This is a genomic window from Pseudomonas sp. SBB6, from assembly GCF_024213215.1.
Taxonomy (GTDB): Bacteria; Pseudomonadota; Gammaproteobacteria; order Pseudomonadales; family Pseudomonadaceae; genus Aquipseudomonas; species Aquipseudomonas donghuensis.
The window spans coordinates 442795-461529 of the sequence record NZ_JANAVH010000003.1; the positions used below are offsets into that span (position 1 = coordinate 442795).

Below are 18735 nucleotides of genomic sequence, written 5' to 3' on the forward strand. Positions count from 1 at the left end.
GGAGCCCCCATGAGCGAACACAACATACTCACCCCGACGGGCTGGGTACGCGGACGCCTGTTGCTGCGCGACGGCCGCGTCGCCGCCATCGACGGCCAGCCGTGCGACCCGCAGAGCAACGATTTGCCCTACCTGCTGCCCGGTTTCATCGACCTGCACGTGCACGGTGGCGGTGGCAGTGACGTCATGGAAGGCGCCAAGGCTTTTGCCACCATCGCCCGTACCCACGTCCGGTTCGGCACCACATCGCTGCTGGCCACCACCATGACCGCGCCGAAGGAAGAACTGACCCAGGTGCTCGGCGAACTCGGCGCCTACGCCCGCCAGCCGCGCAGCAACGGCGCGCGGGTGTTGGGTGTGCACCTCGAAGGACCGTACATCAACCCGGGCAAGCTCGGCGCGCAGCCGAACTTCGCTCACTTGGGGTTGCTTGAGGAAGTTGAGACCTACCTGGCCCTGGCGCCAATCAAGGTGATCACTATAGCCCCGGAAGTCGCTGGCCACCTGCCGTTGATCCGTGCCTTGAGCGAACGCGGCGTGCGCCTGCAGATCGGCCATACCCTGGGCAGCTACGAAGAAGGCGTGGCGGCCCTTGAAGCTGGCGCTACAAGCTTTACCCACCTGTACAACGCCATGAGCCCGCTGCACCACCGCGAGCCGGGCATCGTCGGTGCGGCCCTGGCCCATGCGCGCTTTGCCGAGCTGATCCCCGACCTGCTGCATGTACACCCCGGCGCCATCCGCGTGGCCCTGCGCTCGATCCCCTGCCTGTACTGCGTGACCGATTCCACCGCTGCGGCGGGCATGCCCGATGGCGAGTACAAGCTTGGCAGCCACACCGTGACCAAGTGCCTGGGCGGCGTGCGCCTGCCCGACGGCACCCTGGCCGGCAGCACCCTGACCATGGACCAGGCCCTGCGCAATCTGGTGAAGATCGGCCTGCCGCTGGCCGAAGCCTCCCAGCGCCTGTCGCAGTTCCCCGCCGACTACCTCGGCCTGCAAGCGCGCGGGCGCCTGCAACCCGGCAGCTGGGCCGACGCCGTGAGCCTGGATCGCAACCTCAACCTGATCGGCGTAATGGTCGAAGGAGAACACCTTGAGCTCTAAGATGCTTGCCGAGGCCCTGGCCTCAGCCGCCGTTGTGCAGACCCAGTTGCAGCGCTGCGATGCGCGCATCGCCAGCGTTGCTGAGCACCTGCGCAGCCTTGCGCCGCAGGTGGCCTTGACGGTCGCCCGTGGCAGCTCGGATCACGCCGCCAGCTATTTTGCCTACCTGACCATGCAGCAGCTTGGCCTGCCGGTGGCCTCGCTGCCGATGTCGGTGGTGACCCTGCAGAACTCGCCCCTGCAGGTGCGCGGCCAGGTGGCCCTGGGCTTTTCCCAGTCGGGCCAGAGCCCGGACCTGGTCAACAGCCTGCACACCCTGCGCGAACGCGGTGCCACCAGTGTAGCCCTGGTCAATGCCGAGGATTCGCCGCTGGAACGTGTGTGTGAGTACAGCCTGCCGCTGAGCGCCGGCCCTGAGCTGAGCGTAGCCGCGACCAAGAGCTTTATCGCCACCCTCAGCGCCAGCGCCCGCCTGATCGCCCACTGGCAGCAAGACCCGGCGCTGCTCGAGGCCGGCCTCGCCCTGCCCGGGCAACTGCGCGAAGCCGCGGCCCAGGACTGGAGCCTGGCCATCGAACAACTGCGCGATTGCCAGCGGCTGATGGTCATCGGTCGTGGCGCCGGCTTTGCCATCGCCCAGGAAGCGGCGCTCAAGTTCAAGGAAACCTCGGCGATCCAGGCCGAAGCCTTCAGCAGTGCCGAAGTGCGTCACGGCCCGATGGCGCTGATCGATGCTCACTATCCGTTGCTGGTGCTGGCGCCCCGTGGCGTGGAGCAGGCAGGCCTCTTGCAACTGGCCGAAGACATGCGCCAGCGCGGCGCCAAGGTGCTGCTGGCCGCGCCGGCGGACATCCCCCAGCGCAACCTGACCTTAAGCTGCGCCGCCCACCCTGGCCTCGACCCGCTGCTGGCGATCCAGAGCTTCTACGTCATGGCCGCAGGCCTTGCCCGGGCGCGTGGCATGGACCCGGATCAGCCCCGCCACCTGAGCAAAGTGACCCGTACTCACTGAGGCACCGAGGACTTTACGCATGCCCAACAACAAGAACGTTACCCTCCATGCGCCCCTCGAAGGTCCGCTGTTGCCGCTGGAGCAGGTCCCCGACCCGGTGTTCGCCGGCGGTACCCTGGGCAACGGCATCGCCATCGACCCGCTCAACGACTGCCTGCAGGCGCCCTGCGCCGGCACCGTCATCCACCTGGCGAAAACCCTGCACGCGCTGACCTTGCGTGCCGACAACGGAGCCGAGATCCTCCTGCACATCGGCCTTGATACCGTGCAGTTACAGGGCCGTGGCTTCGACGCACTGGTAGCCAACGGCGAGCGGGTCGAACGCGGCCAGCCGCTGATTCGCTTTGATCTGGACCTGGTCGCGCAACACAGCACCAGCCTGATCACCGTGATGATCTTAAGCAACAGCAGCGACTACCGCTTGCTGCCCCGCACGACCCGCTCGGTGGCCCTGGGGGCGCCGCTGCTGGATGTCATCCCCAATGCTGGCGTCGGCACCGTCAACGCTGCCAGTAAAGGTGAGACCGTGCGCGGCAGCGCCAAGGTCGGCCACCATGGCGGTCTGCATGCGCGCCCGGCGGCATTGCTGCGCCAGACTGCCCAGGGTTTCGTCAGCCACGCCGAACTGCACTTCAATGGCCAGGTCGCCGCGCTCAACAGCCTGGTAGCAATCATGGGCCTGGGAGTGGGCGAGCAGGATGAAGTCGACATTGTCTGCAGCGGTGCCGACAGCGCCGCAGCCTTGCAAGCCTTGCTGACGGCGGTCGCCACAGCGACCGCCGGTGAACACCATGCCGGCCCGGCCGTCAGCGTTCAGGCCCAGCCCGTCGCCAATCTGGAGCCCGGCATCCTCAATGGTGTGTGCGCCTCACCAGGCCTTGCCAGCGGCCCGCTGGCGCGCCTGGACGCCATTCGCCTGCCCGAAGACTCAGGCGGCCATCAACCCGGCCCGCAACATCAGGCCCTGGACGCCGCACTGGCCAGGGTCAAGGCCGCCATTGATGCTGACCTGCAGCACTTGCAACAGGGCGATGCCGCCGCCATTTTCGAAGCGCACCTGGCACTGCTCGACGATCCGTCGCTACTCGACGCTGCACGCCAGCGCATCGACCAGGGTATCGCCGCCAGCCACGCCTGGAGCCAGGCCATCGATGCCCAGTGCGCAATCCTCAAGGCCCTCAACAAGCCGCTGCTGGCCGAGCGCGCCAACGACCTGCAGGATCTTCAGCAACGGGTACTGCGCGCCCTGCTCGGCGAAACCCGCGAGCTCGACCTGCCGCCCTCGGCGATTGTCGCCGCCCATGAACTGACGCCCTCGGACCTGCTGCTGCTCGACAAGCATGCGGTGGCCGGGCTGTGCATGGTTGCCGGTGGCGCCACCTCGCATGTCGCCATCCTCGCCCGCGCCCGCGGCCTGCCCTGCCTGGTTGCCCTGGGCCCGGAACTGATGAACCTGCAAGCAGGCCAGGTGCTGGTCGTGGATGCTGAACACGCCCGGCTGGAGACTACACCAGATGCCGAGCGCCTGGCCCAGGTCGCCCAGCAACGCCAGCAGCAACAGCAACGCCGGCAACAACAGCAAGCTGCCGCCCAAGGCAGCGCCCAAACCCGTGACGGACGTTTGATCGAAGTCGCCGCCAATGTCGCCTCGGCTGCCGAGGCCGCCCAGGCATTGGCCCTGGGCGCCAACGGCATCGGCCTGTTGCGCACCGAATTCCTCTTTGTCGACCGTCACACCGCCCCGGATGAACAGGAACAGCGTGGCGCTTACCAGGCGGTGCTGGATGCCATGGGCGATCGCCCGGTGATCATCCGCACCATCGATGTCGGCGGCGACAAACAACTGGATTACCTGCCGCTGCCCCATGAAGCCAACCCGGTGCTGGGCTTGCGCGGCATTCGCCTGGGTCAACTGCGCCCGGAGTTGCTCGACCTGCAATTGCGTGCCCTGCTGCAAGTCAGCCCGCAGCGACGCTGCCGGATCATGCTGCCGATGGTCAGTGAGGTCGATGAGCTGCTGGATATCCGCCAGCGCCTGGACCGGCTGGCCAGCGAACTGGGCATCAGCCAGCGCGCCGAACTTGGGGTGATGATCGAAGTACCGGCCGCCGCCCTGCTCGCCGAGCGCCTGGCCGAGCACGCCGACTTCTTCTCCATCGGCACCAACGACCTGTCCCAGTACACCCTGGCCATGGACCGCGACCACGCGGGCCTGGCGGCGCGCGTCGATGCCCTGCACCCGGCGCTGCTGCACCTGATCGACCTGACCTGCCAGGGCGCCGCCCGCCATGGCCGTTGGGTCGGCGTGTGCGGCGCGTTGGCGTCGGACCCGCTGGCCACTTCGGTGCTGGTCGGCCTCGGGGTCAGCGAGCTGTCGGTCAGCGCCCCGCAGGTTGGCGAGATCAAGGAGCGCGTGCGCCAGCTCGACAGCAGCGAATGCCGTGCCTTCAGCCAGCAACTGCTGGGCCTGTCCAGCGCCCGTGCGGTGCGCCAGGCCTGCCACGATTTCGCCACACGCCCATTACACCCCCGCCACTCCCCACTCAGCACAGAACAATAACCGGAGCGCACCATGTACCAGCACTTCATCCAGGGCCTGCAACGGCTCGGCCGCGCCCTCATGCTGCCCATCGCCATCCTGCCGATTGCCGGCCTGCTGCTGCGCCTGGGCGACACCGACCTGTTGAACATCGCCCTGATCCACGATGCCGGCAACGCGATCTTCGCCAACCTGGCGCTGATTTTCGCTATCGGCATCGCCGTCGGCTTTGCCCGCGACAACAACGGTACGGCGGGCCTGGCCGGGGCCATCGGCTACCTGGTGCTGGTGTCGACCCTCAAGGTGATCGACCCGAACATCGACATGGGCATGCTCGCGGGGATTATCGTAGGCCTGCTCGGCGGCGCGCTGTACAACCGTTTCAAGGACATCAAGCTGCCCGAGTACCTGGCCTTCTTCGGTGGCCGGCGTTTCGTGCCGATTGCCACCGGCCTTTCAGCGGTTGGCCTGGGCTTGCTGTTCGGCTTGATCTGGCCACCGCTGCAGAACGGCATCAACAGCCTGGGCCAGCTGCTGCTCGACAGCGGTAGCATCGGCGCGTTCTTCTTTGGCGTGCTTAACCGCCTGCTGATCGTCACCGGCCTGCACCATATCCTCAACAATCTGGTGTGGTTCGTCTTCGGTAGTTTCGAGGGTGCCAATGGCCTGACGGTGACCGGCGACATCAGCCGCTATTTCGCCGGTGATCCCCGGGCCGGCCAGTTCCTGGCCGGGATGTTCCCGATGATGATCTTCGGCCTGCCCGCTGCGTGCCTGGCCATGTACCGCCATGCCCTGCCGGCGCGGCGCAAGCTGATCGGTGGGATCCTGCTATCGATGGCCCTGACCTCGGCATTGACCGGGGTCACCGAGCCTGTCGAGTTCGCCTTCATGTTCCTCGCGCCGATGCTCTACCTGATCCACGCCGTGCTCACCGGCCTTTCCATGGCCCTGTGCGACCTGCTCAACATCCGCCTGGGCTTTACCTTCTCCGGTGGCGCCATCGACATGGCCCTGGGCTGGGGCCGTTCAACCAATGGCTGGATGGTGTTCCCGGTAGGGCTTTTGTATGCGCTGGTGTACTACTTCGTTTTCGACTTCTGTATCCGCCGCTTCGATCTGAAAACCCCGGGTCGTGAAGATCAGCCCAGCGAAGAAGCGCCGGCCCAGGACAATAGCGCGCCACGCGGCAAGCGCTACATCGATGCCCTTGGCGGCGCCGCTAACCTGCTCTCGGTGGACGCCTGCACCACCCGTCTGCGCCTGCTGCTTAACGACCGTAGCCTGGCTCAGGATGCCGCGCTGAAAACCCTCGGCGCCATGGCCGTAGTGCGGCCAGGTTCCGGTGGCAGCCTGCAGGTGGTGGTCGGGCCGCTGGCCGATACCATTGCCGACGAAATTCGCAACCAGCTGCCGCATGCCCTGGCGAACGCTGTTGAGCAGCCACAAGCAAAAATCGAGGCCACAGAAACCATGGCCGCTGACGATTGGCTCAGCGCCCTGGGCGGCAAGGATAATCTGCTGAAGGTGGAGTGCGTGGCCCTGACCCGCGTGCGGATCGAGCTCAAGGATGCGCGCAAGGTGGCGCGTGAGCGCCTGCTGGCGCTGGGGTGTCAGGGGGTCAGTCCGCTGGCGGATGGGACCTGGCATCTGTTGATGGGCAAGCGTGCTGCTGCCTTGAGTCAGGCATTGCAGGGCTGAAAAGCATCGCGGGGCAAGCCCGCTCCCACTGTGGGAGCGGGCTTGCCCCGCGATGAGGCCCTTAGAAGTCCGCTAGCTGCCAGACCTCATAAGCCGGGGTTTGATAAGGGTGGCTGCGCTTGAGGGCAGCGACCACCGAGCCAATCAACTCCTCGGCCACCACCAGCTCGACCCGCCACTCTTCGACCTGCTCGACCACGCCAGTCTGCCCGAGGAACGGCTGGCTGCCGTCCAGTGGGCGGAACTGGCCCTGGCCCAGCACCTGCCAGGCGCAGCAGTCATAGTCGCCGATGCGCCCGCCGCCTGCGGCGAACACAGCGGCCTTGACCACCTCCACATGGCTTGGCGGGACGAAGAAGGCGAGCTTGTACACCCTTAGTTCACCCACGCGCGAGCGTTGCGGAACATGCGCATCCACGCCGCGTCTTCGTTCCAGTCATCCGGACGCCAGGAGTTCTGCACGGCACGGAAGACCCGCTCAGGGTGCGGCATCATGATGGTGACGCGACCGTCGCGGCTGGTCAGGCCGGTGATCCCGCGCGGCGAGCCGTTCGGGTTGGCCGGGTAGCTCTCGGTGACCTTGCCGTGGTTGTCGACGAAGCGCAGGGCCACGCAACCGGACAGGTCAGCTTCGAGCAGGGCTTCTTCGCTGGCGAACTCGGCATGGCCTTCACCGTGGGCGATGGCGATCGGCATGCGCGAACCGGCCATACCCTGCAGGAAGATCGAGTTCGACTTCTGCACTTCGACCATGGCCACACGGGCCTCGAACTGCTCGGAACGGTTACGCACGAAGTGCGGCCAGAACTCGCTGCCCGGAATCAGTTCGTGCAGGTTGGACATCATCTGGCAACCGTTGCACACACCCAGGGTGAAGCTGTCGGTACGCTCGAAGAAGCCCTGGAAGGCATCACGGGCACGGGCGTTGAACAGCGCCGACTTGGCCCAGCCCTCACCGGCGCCGAGCACGTCACCGTAGGAGAAGCCACCGCAGGCCACCAGGCCCTTGAAGTCGTTGAGGTCAACGCGACCGGCGAGGATATCGCTCATGTGCACGTCGATGGCGTTGAAGCCGGCACGGTCGAAGGCTGCCGCCATTTCGACCTGGCCATTGACGCCCTGCTCGCGCAGCACTGCCACCTGCGGGCGCACGCCCTTCTTGATGTAGGGCGCGGCGATGTCCTGGTTGACGTCGAAGCCAAGCTTGACGCTCAGGCCCGGGTTGTCTTCTTCCAGCAGCACGTCGAACTCTTGGTCGGCGCAGTCGGCGTTGTCGCGCAGGCGCTGGATCTGGTAGCTGGTCTCGGCCCACTGGCGTTGCAGCAGGCGACGGTCGCCCTTGAACAGCTCTTCACCGGCCAGCTTGATCAGCACTTCACCGTTGTTGATCGGCTGACCGATCACCGCGACGCAGTCTTCGCCAAGGCCGGCAGCGCTGAACTGGGCCAGCACGTCGGGAGTGGCGTCCTGACGCACCTGGATCACCGCACCCAGCTCTTCGTTGAAGAGGATGGCGGCGACTTTCTCGCGCTTGCTGGTCAGGGTGTCCAGTTCCAGGTCCAGGCCGCAATGACCGGCGAAAGCCATCTCCAGCGCGGTGGTCAGCAGGCCGCCGTCGGAACGGTCGTGGTAGGCCAGCAGGTGACCGTCGGCGTTCAGGCCCTGGATCACGGCGAAGAAGGCCTTGAGGTCCTCGGCGTCGTCGACGTCCGGGGCCACGGCGGCCAGCTTGCCGTGGGTCTGGGCCAGGATCGAGGCGCCCATGCGGTTCTTGCCGCGGCCCAGGTCGATCAGGATCAGGTCGGTCTCGCCCTTGTCCATGCGCAGTTGCGGGGTCAGGGTCTTGCGCACGTCGAGGACCGGGGCGAAGCCGCTGACGATCAGCGACATCGGCGAGGTGACGCTCTTCTCCGCGCCCTCTTCGCTCCACTTGGTCTTCATCGACATCGAGTCCTTGCCCACCGGAATGGTCAGGCCCAGCTCCGGGCACAGTTCCATGCCGACAGCCTTGACGGTGTCGTACAGACGGGCATCTTCACCCGGGTGGCCGGCAGCGGACATCCAGTTGGCCGACAGCTTGATGTCGGACAGCTTGCCGATGTGCGCGGCGGCCAGGTTGGTCAGGGTCTCGCCGATTGCCATGCGCCCGGACGCCGGGGCGTCGAGCAGGGCCAGCGGGGTGCGCTCGCCCATGGCCATGGCTTCGCCGGTGTAGACGTCGAAGCTGGTGGCGGTGACGGCGCAGTCGGCCACCGGTACCTGCCACGGGCCAACCATCTGGTCACGGGCAACCAGGCCGGTAATGGTGCGGTCGCCGATGGTGATCAGGAAGCTCTTGCTGGCAACGGCCGGGTGACGCAGGACGCGCTCGACCGAGTCGTTCAGTTCCAGGGTGCTTGGGTCGAAGTCATCGCCCAGCTCCGCTTCGCGGGTCACCGAACGGTGCATGCGCGGCGGCTTGCCCAACAGCACGTCGAGTGGCATGTCCACCGGGGTGTTGCCGAAGTGGCTGTCGGTAACGGTCAGGTGCGGCTCGGCAGTGGCCTCGCCGACCACCGCGAACGGGCAGCGCTCACGCTCGCAGATGGCTTGGAAGCGCTCGAAGTCGCCTGCACTCACCGCCAGCACGTAACGTTCCTGGGATTCGTTGCTCCAGATCTCGTGCGGGGCCATGCCCGGCTCGTCGTTGGGCACGTTGCGCAGTTCGAAGCGGCCACCACGGCCACCGTCGTTGACCAGCTCCGGGAAGGCGTTGGAAATACCGCCGGCACCGACGTCATGGATGAAGGCGATCGGGTTCTTGTCGCCCAGCTGCCAGCAGCGGTCGATGACCTCCTGGCAGCGGCGCTCCATTTCCGGGTTCTCGCGCTGTACCGAGGCGAAGTCCAAGTCAGCGGAGCTGGCGCCGGTATCGACCGACGAAGCCGCGCCGCCACCCAGGCCGATGAGCATGGCCGGGCCACCGAGCACGATCAGCTTGGCGCCGACGGTAATTTCGGCCTTCTGCACGTGATCTTCGCGGATGTTGCCCAGGCCACCAGCCAGCATGATCGGCTTGTGATAACCGCGCACTTCTTCACCGTGCGGGGTATTGATCGACTGCTCGAAGGTACGGAAGTAGCCGGTCAGGGCTGGACGGCCGAATTCGTTGTTGAACGCGGCGCCGCCCAGCGGGCCTTCGACCATGATGTCGAGGGCGTTGACGATGCGGTCCGGCTTGCCGTAGGCCTTTTCCCATGGCTGTTCGAAGCCCGGGATGCGCAGGTTGGAGACGGTGAAACCGGTCAGGCCAGCCTTGGGCTTGGCACCGCGGCCGGTAGCGCCTTCGTCACGGATTTCGCCACCGGAACCGGTGGAAGCGCCGGAGAACGGCGAGATGGCGGTCGGGTGGTTGTGGGTCTCGACCTTCATCAGGATGTGCACAGGCTCCTGCACCGCGCCGTACTGGCGGGTTTCAGGGTTCGGGAAGAAGCGCCCAGCGACGGAACCGACGATCACCGAAGCGTTGTCCTTGTAAGCGGACAGCACGCCTTCGTTGTGCATCTGGTAGGTGTTCTTGATCATGCCGAACAGGCTTTTTTCCTGGCTCTGGCCGTCGATATCCCAACTGGCGTTGAAGATCTTGTGGCGGCAGTGCTCGGAGTTGGCCTGGGCGAACATCATCAGTTCGATATCGTGCGGGTTGCGCTTGAGCCCCTGGAAGCTGGTGACCAGGTAGTCGATCTCGTCTTCGGCCAGGGCCAGGCCCAGTTCGACGTTGGCTTTTTCCAGGGCGGCGCGGCCACCACCGAGGATGTCGACGGCGGTCAGCGGCTTGGGCTGGGCGTGGCTGAACAGGCTGGCGGCCTCTTCGAGCTTGCTCAGCACCAGTTGGGTCATGCGGTCGTGCAGGACGTCGGCAACGACGGCGGCATCGGCGTCGCTCAGTTCACCGCTGACGTAGTAGGCAATGCCCCGCTCCAGGCGCTGGATGTTTTCCAGGCCGCAGTTGTGGGCGATGTCGCTGGCCTTGCTCGACCAAGGCGAGATGGTGCCGAAACGCGGTACCACCAGGAACAGGCGGCCGCTTGGCTCCTGCACCGGTACGCTCGGGCCGTACTTGAGCAGGCGCGCGAGCACTTGCTGTTGGTCGGCACTCAGATCGCCGTCAACCTCGGCGAAATGCGTGAATTCAGCATACAAACCACTAACAGCGGGGACTTTCTGGCTCAGTTGCTCGATTAACTTACCGTGGCGAAAGGCAGAAAGGGCAGGAGCGCCGCGCAGGATCAACATCGTCGGGACAGCCTCAGGAAGGGGGTGTGCTTAGAGGCCGTGCATTCTAGCCTAATTCCAGCGCTTCCGGCACCCGAAACACAGCATTGCGACACCTGGGCATGTCGGCCCGGCAAAGCGGACTCGGGGGTCAAAAAAAACCGCCTGTTTCGATCTGCATTTCGCCCTTAACGCAAAGATCGCTAGCAGACAAGCAAACCGTTGTCGAGATATGGCGCAACCGGTCCTTTGCGTATACTGCAACCTATGTTCGCCCAAACCGCTTTGCGCCAGCGGTGCGCCAGATGGCTCATCGCAACCGGACTCTTCCTGATGCTCGGTGCCTGTGTTGAAAAACCCAGCACCCTCGAGCGCGTCAAGGAGGATGGCGTGCTGCGCGTGATTACCCGCAACAGCCCGGCCACCTACTTCCAGGACCGCAACGGCGAAACCGGCTTCGAGTACGAGCTGGTCAAGCGTTTCGCCGACGATCTGGGCGTGGAGCTGAAGATCGAGACCGCCGACAACCTCGACGACCTGTTCAACCAGCTCGGCCAACCTTCCGGCCCGGTGCTGGCGGCAGCGGGCCTGGTCAGCAGCGAGCAGCGCAAATCGCAGGTGCGCTTTTCCCACCCGTACCTGGAAGTCACCCCGCAGATCATCTACCGCAACGGCCGCCCACGGCCCACCGACGCCAAGGACCTGGTCGGCAAGAAGATCATGGTGCTCAAGGGCAGTACCCATGCCGAGCAGATGGCCGAGCTGAAAAAGCAATATCCGGCGCTCGAATACGAAGAATCTGACGCCGTTGAAGTGGTCGACCTGCTGCGCATGGTCGACGAAGGGCAGATCGACCTGACCCTGGTCGACTCCAACGAACTGGCGATGAACCAGGTGTATTTCCCCAAGGTACGGGTGGCCTTCGACCTCGGTGACGCCCGCGACCAGCGCTGGGCCGTGGCCGCCGGCGAAGACAACAGCCTGCTCAACGAAATCAACGAGTTTCTCGACAAGGTGCAGAAGAATGGCACCTTGCAGCGTCTGAAAGATCGCTATTACGGGCACGTCGATGTACTGGGTTACGTAGGCGCCTATACCTTTGCCCAGCACCTGCAGCAGCGCTTGCCACGCTACGAGAAAGCCTTCCAGGCCTCGGCCAAGAAGGAACAGGTCGACTGGCGCCTGCTGGCTGCGATCGGCTACCAGGAGTCCATGTGGCAGGCCGAGGTCACCTCCAAGACCGGCGTACGCGGCCTGATGATGCTGACCCAGCGCACCGCCCAGGCCATGGGCGTGTCCAACCGCCTGGACCCGGTGCAGAGCATCCGCGGCGGCGCCAAGTACTTCATGTATGTCAAATCCGAGCTGGATGACAGTATCGAGGAGCCGGACCGCACCTGGTTCGCCCTGGCCGCCTACAACGTCGGCAGCGGCCACCTGGACGATGCGCGCAAGCTGGCCAAGCGCGAGGGCCTGAACCCGAACAAGTGGCTGGACGTGAAGAAGATGCTGCCGCGCCTGTCGCAGAAGCAGTGGTACAGCAAGACCCGCTACGGTTATGCCCGCGGCGGCGAGCCGGTGCACTTCGTCGCCAACATCCGCCGTTACTACGACATTCTCACCTGGGTGACCCAGCCGCAGCTTGAAGGCAGCCAGGTGGCCGATAGCAACCTGCATGTGCCGGGTGTGAACAAGACCAAGCCGAGCGAGCAGACCCCGCCGTTGTGAGACTGGGGGCCGCTGCGCGCCCCATCGCCGGCAAGGCCGGCTCCCACAATGGATTTGCATAGGCCGGACCTGTGGGAGCCGGCGATGGGCTCAGGCCTTCGCCCGCCGCGCCTTGAAGAACTCGGACAGAATCGCCCCGCACTCCTCCGCCAGCACGCCCCCCTCGAACATCACCCGGTGATTGAGAAACCCCTGGGTAAAGAACTGCCCCTGGCTTTGCACCACGCCCGCCTTGGGCTCCAGCGCGCCATACACCACCCGGCTGATCCGCGAATGGACAATCAGCCCGGCGCACATGCTGCACGGTTCCAGGGTCACATAGAGCGTGCTACCCGGCAGGCGGTAGTTACTCGCGGCCTGGGCGGCGGCACGAATGGCGACCATCTCGGCGTGGGCGCTGGGATCGCTGCCGCTGATCGGGCAGTTGAAACCACGGCCAATCACCTGACCGTGCTGAACCACTACCGCGCCCACCGGCACTTCGCCCATGGCCGCGCCTTGCGCTGCCAACTCCAGCGCCAGGCGCATGAACTGCTGATCGCGGCTGCGATCGATGATCTGCGGTTGGCGCATCACGCCACCTCGATCGCGGCCATCAAGCCGGTTTCCATATGGTCGATCACGTGGCAGTGGAACATCCAGGTCCCCGGGTTATCGGCCACCAGCGCCACCCGTGCGCGCTCGTTCTTGCCCAGCAGGTAGGTGTCGGTGTAGTACGGTTCGATCTTGCGCTTGTTCGAGCCGATCACCTTGAAACTCATGCCGTGCAGGTGAATCGGGTGCTGGTACTGGGTCATGTTCTTCAGCTCGAAGATGTAGCTCTTGCCCTTTTGCAGCGTGGCGATCGGCCGATCGGCGCAGGTCTTGTCGGTGATGTCCCAGGCCTTGCCGTTGATCTGCCACAAGCTTGGCGGCTTGCCGTTCTCGGTGTTCACCGAGACCGAGCCGACCCATTCGAAATTGAAGTTGAGCTTCTCGGCATTGGCCAGGTCCGGCTCGGCAATCGGATTGGCCGGCAGCGCCGGCGGCCAGTCGCCCGGCCCTTCGCTGCTAGCCACCGAGCGCAGGGTCCCCAGGCGCACCGGACCATCGCGCAGCGACAGCTCTTCACCGGCCGGCGGCATCTTGATCGCCAGGCAGATACGCATGCCCGGGCCCAGCCAGTAGTCCTTGCCCAACGGGCGCGGGGTGATGGGGTTGCCGTCCAGCGCGTAGACCCTCGCCTCGAAGTTGCCCTTGAGGTTGATGCGGTAGGTCAGGGTGTTGTCGAGGTTCAGCAAGCGCACCCGCACGATCTGCCCGGCAGGCATGTCGACCACGGCGTTGGCCTGGCCATTGATGGTGATCAGCCGGCCCGCAGTGCCACCACGGGCGGCCTCGCGCGGGATGCTGAAAGGCAGGTACGCGCCCTGCTCGTCCACGTGCCAGTTCTTCAGGCTCAGGGTGCGTTCATGCTTGAAGCCGGTAGGCTCGCGCTCCTCGACAATCAGCGGGCCGACCAGGCCGCGGCCGAGTTCTTCGGAGCTGTTCACATGCGGGTGGTACCAGTAGCTGCCGGCATCCGGCACGCGGAACGTGTAGTCGAAGTACTCGCCCGGCAACACCGGCAGTTGCGAGACGTATGGCACACCGTCCATCTCCAGCGGCAGGCGGATGCCATGCCAGTGGATCGTGGTGGCCACCGGCAGGTGGTTGATGAAACGCACCCGCAACCACTCGCCCTGGCGCACCCGCAGTTCGGTACCCGGCGCCGACGGACCGAAGGCCCAGGCCTCGGTCTTGAATCCGGAGACCAGCTCGACATCCAGCGGCGCGGCGATCAGTTCGTAGTCATGCCCGGCGTTCGGATCGGTGCGCCCCAGCCAGTAACGGGACGCACCACCCGCGCCCAGGCCAATCGCCACCAGGCCGCTCAGGCCACCGAGAATTTGTCGCCGGGTAAAGGACATGCAGCAGGTACCTCGTAATGCCAGGAACAACATGCCGGCACCTGGCGAAAAAAGCGCCAAGGTACCGGCGATGAAGGGCGAATACGATACACCTGCAATTGAGAAATATTAAGTGAAGAGTTGCCGCAGGGCCTACTCCCCTGGCCTTATCACGCCTGGCGGGGCAGTAATAGCGTCACGAAACGCAACGGGCTGATCCTGCGTCTGCAATGCCAGGCGCAAGTCACCCTGTACGATACCGTCGGGGTTACCCATGCTCGGCAAATAGTATTCACCCGCATCCAGGGTGATCCCGGTCGCCTGCCCCGGCCCGGCATCGACCAGGCGCAAGCCTGGCACCCCTTGCAGTTCCGCCAGCCCTGGTACGCGCTTGTACAGGTTGCTGTGGGTGTTGCCGACCAGCGCCACCCATTTGCCTGCGCCAGGCTCCGCTTGCCTGGCGGTGATAACCCGGTTGGCATAGTAGTTCATGACTTTCTGGCGCAGCGGATTGACCGGTTGCTCAACCTCAAGGCCCTCCAACTGATAGCTCGCCACACAATCCACAGCCTGTACCCTGATACGGTTGGCCCGGGCTTTTCTCACCAGTTCAAGGAAGGTGTAGCGGCCAGTGGGATCGGTACGATGCCCGACATCCAGCCGGCCCAGATAGCGCCGCAGGTGCGCACTCATGCGCCCGCTGCGATAGAAAAGGTCCAGGTCTGCCTGGTGCAGATCGGTCATCAGGTGCTCGAGATAAAGCGTCCGTACGCCTTTGGCATACATCGGCGTGAGGTTTTCCAACAACCAGCGCTTGCTGGCGATCGAGGCGTGCGATTCGCCAATGACCACGCCGGCATGCTCGTCGAACAGCTCGATGAATGCCCGCTGCGGGCTGATCGCGGCGGTCGGCGGGTTCAGCCTGAACCTGGGCAGCATCACCTGGGTGAAAAAATTTCCGGCATCGGTGCGCAGTTGCTGACGGATCTGCTCCAGGCTATCGCGCACTTCCATCAGCGGCGACTCCGGGTCGTAGTAATCACCGCCGATCGCCCGCCGGTTGCTCGCACTGACCAGTTCCAGCACCGCAGGCCGGGCCGGTTCGGGGACTTCATAGCGACCTGGAGCGGCCTCGAAGGGCGAATAATCCACCATCGCGACCGACGGCTCGGGCGTCAGCCCTCCCAGGCACTGGCCGCCCCCGCGCAAACAGGCGGATTCGAGCACGACCCACTGCCCCTGCTCGTCCAGGCGCACGGGAATCACGCCATAGAAGGCAAACGGATTGTCCTCAGGAACAATCAGCCAGGTACGCAAGTCCTGATCATATCGAACCCGGTAAGGCACGCCCTCGAGCTCGATGTACTGGGCGCCATCAGCCAGGCTACTGACACCTTGCAGAGGGCCGCTCGTGGCCGCGGGCACATCGATGATCTCATTGCCTTCAAGCGGGCCCAGCTCTTGCGCCGCCCCCCGCCCCAGCGGCAGCAGAAACGGCAGGTTGAGCAGCAGATCGACACCGGCAAGGATGGCCCCAAGCAAGCCCGCCCGACGCTCTTCGGGGTTGTCGCCATCGACCGCCTGCTCGATGTTCAACGCAAGGCTGGCAGTGCCTACAGCCACCGCCAGCAATGCCAACGGCCAACCGGCAGGCGCCACGGCGCCGAGCAGGCGCGAAGCCACGCCCAGGTAACCCACCCACAACTGCGCACGCAGTTCGGCATTGGTGCGCAAGGCAGCATCGGTATCAGCCTCCATGTGCTGCCTGGCGTTGTCGCGCATCCAGGTGAAAATCTCCCCTGTGATCGGCACACGCTGAACCAGGGCGGCAAATGCCTGGAGGCTACCCTTCGCCCAACTGTCGAATTGATCGCGCAGCCTGTGCTGCGGATCGCTGGAGAAATGCGCTAACAGCTGCTCGCTGCTGGCAGGCGCCTGCAGCCAGCCGAACAACCACCCGGCCACCTCGTGCTGGCGGCTGAACCCCTGGAAGGACGGCATCGCACCAGGCAAATAGAGCACATGCTGACCGCCCGCCCCTTGCAACCAGATCACATCAGGCGACACCTGCCCGGCCAGGCTCAATGCCGCGATCTGGATACCGGCGGCGGGCGGCTTCGCCTGTTCAACATGCTGAAGCTGCGGCATGACACTGCTGTCGAAACCGACGGCATCGAACACCAGTTGCAATTGCTGTTCGTTCAGTTGCCCGCTCAAGCCGGCCTGCAGGGCTTCGGACAGGTAGTTAAGCTTGCTCAGGGTGCGAACGTCAGCGCCGTGATCGCTCCAGAATGCCGTCCTGCGTCGCTGGAAAGCCGCGCCGAAGTCCAGGTGCCACAAGGCATTGAGCACCTTCTGTGGATCCAGGCGTACTTCGTTGGTTTCATCGAACCGTCGCGCTCCGGGCCCGGCGGTGTAGAAGCCGCCGTACAGGAGCAGCAGGTCGGCGTTGTCCTGATCACTGACGCGAAAGCGGCGCATCACCAGCTCCGTCAAGGTCATGGATTGATCAGGCGCGCCGTAATGCTCCCAGCCCGTAAACGTTCTGCTGCTACTGGCCGCTCCAGAGAAGCGGTGCCAGTAGATGCGATCCGGATCTGCGATCAGGTTACCCTCGGCGCGCAGCAAGCTTTTTGCAGCCTCACGAGCCTCGTTGCGCAGATCGGGAAAGGCGTGCACAACCCGCCGGGCAATGGCCGACAGTTCGTTGCGCAGTAACACGGACATCGGTGATTCGTTCATGACGATAGCCTCCGGTACAAGGGAGGCCCACTGTGCGAGACAGCGCTGAACCGCGGCGTTAGATAAATATCGCGACAAAAAAAAGCGCCATGCCCCGAAGGGACATGGCGCTTTCTCAAGCAACCGGCGGGATCATTCCCACTCGATGGTCGCTGGCGGCTTGCTCGACACGTCGTAGGTAACGCGGGAGATGCCTTCGATCTCGTTGATGATCCGGCCGCTGACGGTTTCCAGCAGCTCGTAAGGCAGGTGTGCCCAACGCGCGGTCATGAAGTCGATGGTCTCTACCGCACGCAGGGCCACGACCCAGGCGTAACGACGGCCGTCACCGACCACGCCCACCGATTTCACCGGCTGGAACACCACGAAGGCCTGGCTGACCTTGTGGTACCAGTCGGCCTTGCGCAGCTCTTCGATGAAGATATGGTCGGCGCGACGCAGCAGGTCGGCGTATTCCTTCTTCACTTCACCCAAGATGCGCACACCCAGGCCCGGGCCCGGGAACGGATGACGGTAGACCATGTCGTACGGCAGGCCCAGCTCCAGGCCAAGGCGGCGGACTTCGTCCTTGAACAGCTCGCGCAGCGGCTCGACCAGCTTGAGGTTCATTTCTTCCGGCAGGCCACCGACGTTGTGGTGCGACTTGATCACGTGGGCCTTGCCGCTCTTGGCGCCAGCCGACTCGATCACGTCCGGGTAGATGGTGCCCTGGGCCAGGTACTTGATGTTGTGCAGCTTGGTGGACTCGGCATCGAACACGTCGATGAAGGTGCGACCGATGATCTTGCGCTTCTTCTCAGGGTCAGCTTCGCCGGCCAGGTTGCTCAGGAACTGCTCTTCGGCGTTGGCGCGGATTACCTTGACGCCCATGTTCTCGGCGAACATGGCCATCACTTGCTCGCCTTCATGCAGACGCAGCAGGCCGTTGTCGACGAACACGCAGGTCAGCTGGTCGCCGATGGCCTTGTGCAGCAGGGCTGCGACCACCGAGGAGTCGACGCCGCCGGACAGGCCCAGCAGGACGTTGTCGCTGCCAACCTGGGCGCGGATCTGGGCGATGGCGTCTTCAGCGATGTGCGACGGCGTCCACAGTGCTTCGCAGCCGCAGATGTCGAGGATGAAGCGCGAGAGGATGCGACCGCCCTGCTTGGTGTGGGTCACTTCCGGGTGGAACTGCACGCCGTAGTAGCCACGGGTGTCGTCGGCCATGCCGGCGATCGGGCAGCTCGGGGTGCTGGCCAGGATGTGGAACTCTTCCGGGATGCGGGTGACCTTGTCACCGTGGCTCATCCACACGTCCAGGCCGAGGACGCCGTCGGCATCGACGTGGTCTTCGATGCCATCGAGCAGGCGGCTCTTGCCGACTACATCGACGCGGGCATAACCGAACTCACGCAGCTCGGAGCCTTCAACCTTGCCGCCCAGCTGTTCGGCCATGGTCTGCATGCCGTAGCAGATACCGAACACCGGTACGCCCAGGTCCCAGACGGCCTGTGGCGCGCGCGGGCTGTCGGCTTCGTGCACGGACTCGGGGCCACCGGCGAGGATGATGCCGCGCGGGGCGAATTCGCGAATCGCTTCATCGTCCATGTCGAACGGGTGCAGTTCGCAATACACGCCGATTTCGCGCACGCGGCGGGCGATCAGCTGGGTGTACTGGGAACCGAAGTCGAGGATCAGGATGCGGTGAGCGTGAATGTCGAGGGCCATGACTCAATCTCGTC

General features: G+C 64.8%; 11 protein-coding genes. 5 read left to right on the plus strand and 6 right to left on the minus strand.

What is annotated here, in order from left to right:
• Positions 1-9: 9 nt before the first annotated feature.
• Genes nagA through nagE form a run of 4 tightly spaced genes read left to right on the plus strand, consistent with a single transcriptional unit; the run spans position 10 to position 6359 of the window.
• Positions 10-1107: an N-acetylglucosamine-6-phosphate deacetylase gene (nagA, locus tag NLX68_RS08185; RefSeq protein WP_254283590.1), complete on the plus strand. Its 1098-nt coding sequence runs from the start codon at positions 10-12 to the stop codon at positions 1105-1107.
• A 1-nt stretch (position 1108) separates the two neighbouring features.
• Entirely contained in the window at positions 1109-2119 is a 1011-nt protein-coding gene (locus tag NLX68_RS08190) for an SIS domain-containing protein (protein ID WP_254283705.1), read from the plus strand.
• A gap of 19 nt (positions 2120-2138) precedes the next feature.
• Positions 2139-4679 (plus strand): phosphoenolpyruvate--protein phosphotransferase, encoded by a 2541-nt coding sequence (ptsP, locus tag NLX68_RS08195; protein ID WP_254283591.1) that lies wholly within the window; start codon positions 2139-2141, stop codon positions 4677-4679.
• Positions 4680-4691: 12 nt separating this feature from the next.
• Entirely contained in the window at positions 4692-6359 is a 1668-nt protein-coding gene (gene nagE, locus NLX68_RS08200; protein WP_254283593.1) for an N-acetylglucosamine-specific PTS transporter subunit IIBC, read from the plus strand.
• A 61-nt stretch (positions 6360-6420) separates the two neighbouring features.
• Here nagE and NLX68_RS08205 read toward each other — a convergent pair whose 3' ends face one another.
• Positions 6421-6732, minus strand: coding sequence for a YqfO family protein (locus tag NLX68_RS08205; protein WP_254283706.1), 312 nt, complete (start codon positions 6730-6732; stop codon positions 6421-6423).
• Positions 6733-6734: 2 nt separating this feature from the next.
• Positions 6735-10634 carry a phosphoribosylformylglycinamidine synthase gene (gene purL, locus NLX68_RS08210; protein ID WP_254283594.1) on the minus strand — a complete coding sequence of 1300 codons (3900 nt, stop codon included), beginning with the start codon at positions 10632-10634 and terminating at the stop codon, positions 6735-6737.
• A gap of 246 nt (positions 10635-10880) precedes the next feature.
• Between purL and mltF the strand changes: the two genes are divergently transcribed.
• Entirely contained in the window at positions 10881-12341 is a 1461-nt protein-coding gene (mltF, locus tag NLX68_RS08215; protein WP_254283595.1) for a membrane-bound lytic murein transglycosylase MltF, read from the plus strand.
• A gap of 90 nt (positions 12342-12431) precedes the next feature.
• Here the strand turns inward: mltF and tadA are convergent, their stop codons facing one another.
• The 4 genes from tadA to guaA form a co-directional block, all read right to left on the minus strand.
• The gene (gene tadA / locus NLX68_RS08220) at positions 12432-12914 is read right to left on the minus strand and encodes a tRNA adenosine(34) deaminase TadA (RefSeq protein ID WP_254283596.1); all 483 of its coding nucleotides are present in this window, start codon (positions 12912-12914) and stop codon (positions 12432-12434) included.
• Positions 12914-14290: a multicopper oxidase family protein gene (locus NLX68_RS08225; RefSeq protein ID WP_254283597.1), complete on the minus strand. Its 1377-nt coding sequence runs from the start codon at positions 14288-14290 to the stop codon at positions 12914-12916. The genes tadA and NLX68_RS08225 overlap by 1 nt, the downstream gene beginning before the upstream one ends.
• A 132-nt stretch (positions 14291-14422) precedes the next feature.
• On the minus strand, positions 14423-17011 hold the full coding sequence (locus NLX68_RS08230; RefSeq protein WP_254283598.1) for a membrane-targeted effector domain-containing toxin: 2589 nt from the start codon (positions 17009-17011) through the stop codon (positions 14423-14425).
• A 132-nt stretch (positions 17012-17143) separates the two neighbouring features.
• Positions 17144-18721 carry a glutamine-hydrolyzing GMP synthase gene (guaA, locus tag NLX68_RS08235; protein ID WP_115088526.1) on the minus strand — a complete coding sequence of 526 codons (1578 nt, stop codon included), beginning with the start codon at positions 18719-18721 and terminating at the stop codon, positions 17144-17146.
• Positions 18722-18735 lie beyond the last annotated feature (14 nt).

Excerpts from the sequence above, each read along its gene's own strand:
- guaA (WP_115088526.1), bottom strand. The coding sequence starts at position 18,721 with ATGGCCCTCGACATTCACGCTCACCGCATCCTGATCCTCGACTTCGGT.
- NLX68_RS08230 (WP_254283598.1), bottom strand. The coding sequence starts at position 17,011 with ATGAACGAATCACCGATGTCCGTGTTACTGCGCAACGAACTGTCGGCC.
- purL (WP_254283594.1), bottom strand. The coding sequence starts at position 10,634 with ATGTTGATCCTGCGCGGCGCTCCTGCCCTTTCTGCCTTTCGCCACGGT.
- mltF (WP_254283595.1), top strand. The coding sequence starts at position 10,881 with ATGTTCGCCCAAACCGCTTTGCGCCAGCGGTGCGCCAGATGGCTCATC.
- tadA (WP_254283596.1), bottom strand. The coding sequence starts at position 12,914 with ATGCGCCAACCGCAGATCATCGATCGCAGCCGCGATCAGCAGTTCATG.
- nagE (WP_254283593.1), top strand. The coding sequence starts at position 4,692 with ATGTACCAGCACTTCATCCAGGGCCTGCAACGGCTCGGCCGCGCCCTC.
- ptsP (WP_254283591.1), top strand. The coding sequence starts at position 2,139 with ATGCCCAACAACAAGAACGTTACCCTCCATGCGCCCCTCGAAGGTCCG.
- nagA (WP_254283590.1), top strand. The coding sequence starts at position 10 with ATGAGCGAACACAACATACTCACCCCGACGGGCTGGGTACGCGGACGC.
- NLX68_RS08225 (WP_254283597.1), bottom strand. The coding sequence starts at position 14,290 with ATGTCCTTTACCCGGCGACAAATTCTCGGTGGCCTGAGCGGCCTGGTG.
- NLX68_RS08190 (WP_254283705.1), top strand. The coding sequence starts at position 1,109 with ATGCTTGCCGAGGCCCTGGCCTCAGCCGCCGTTGTGCAGACCCAGTTG.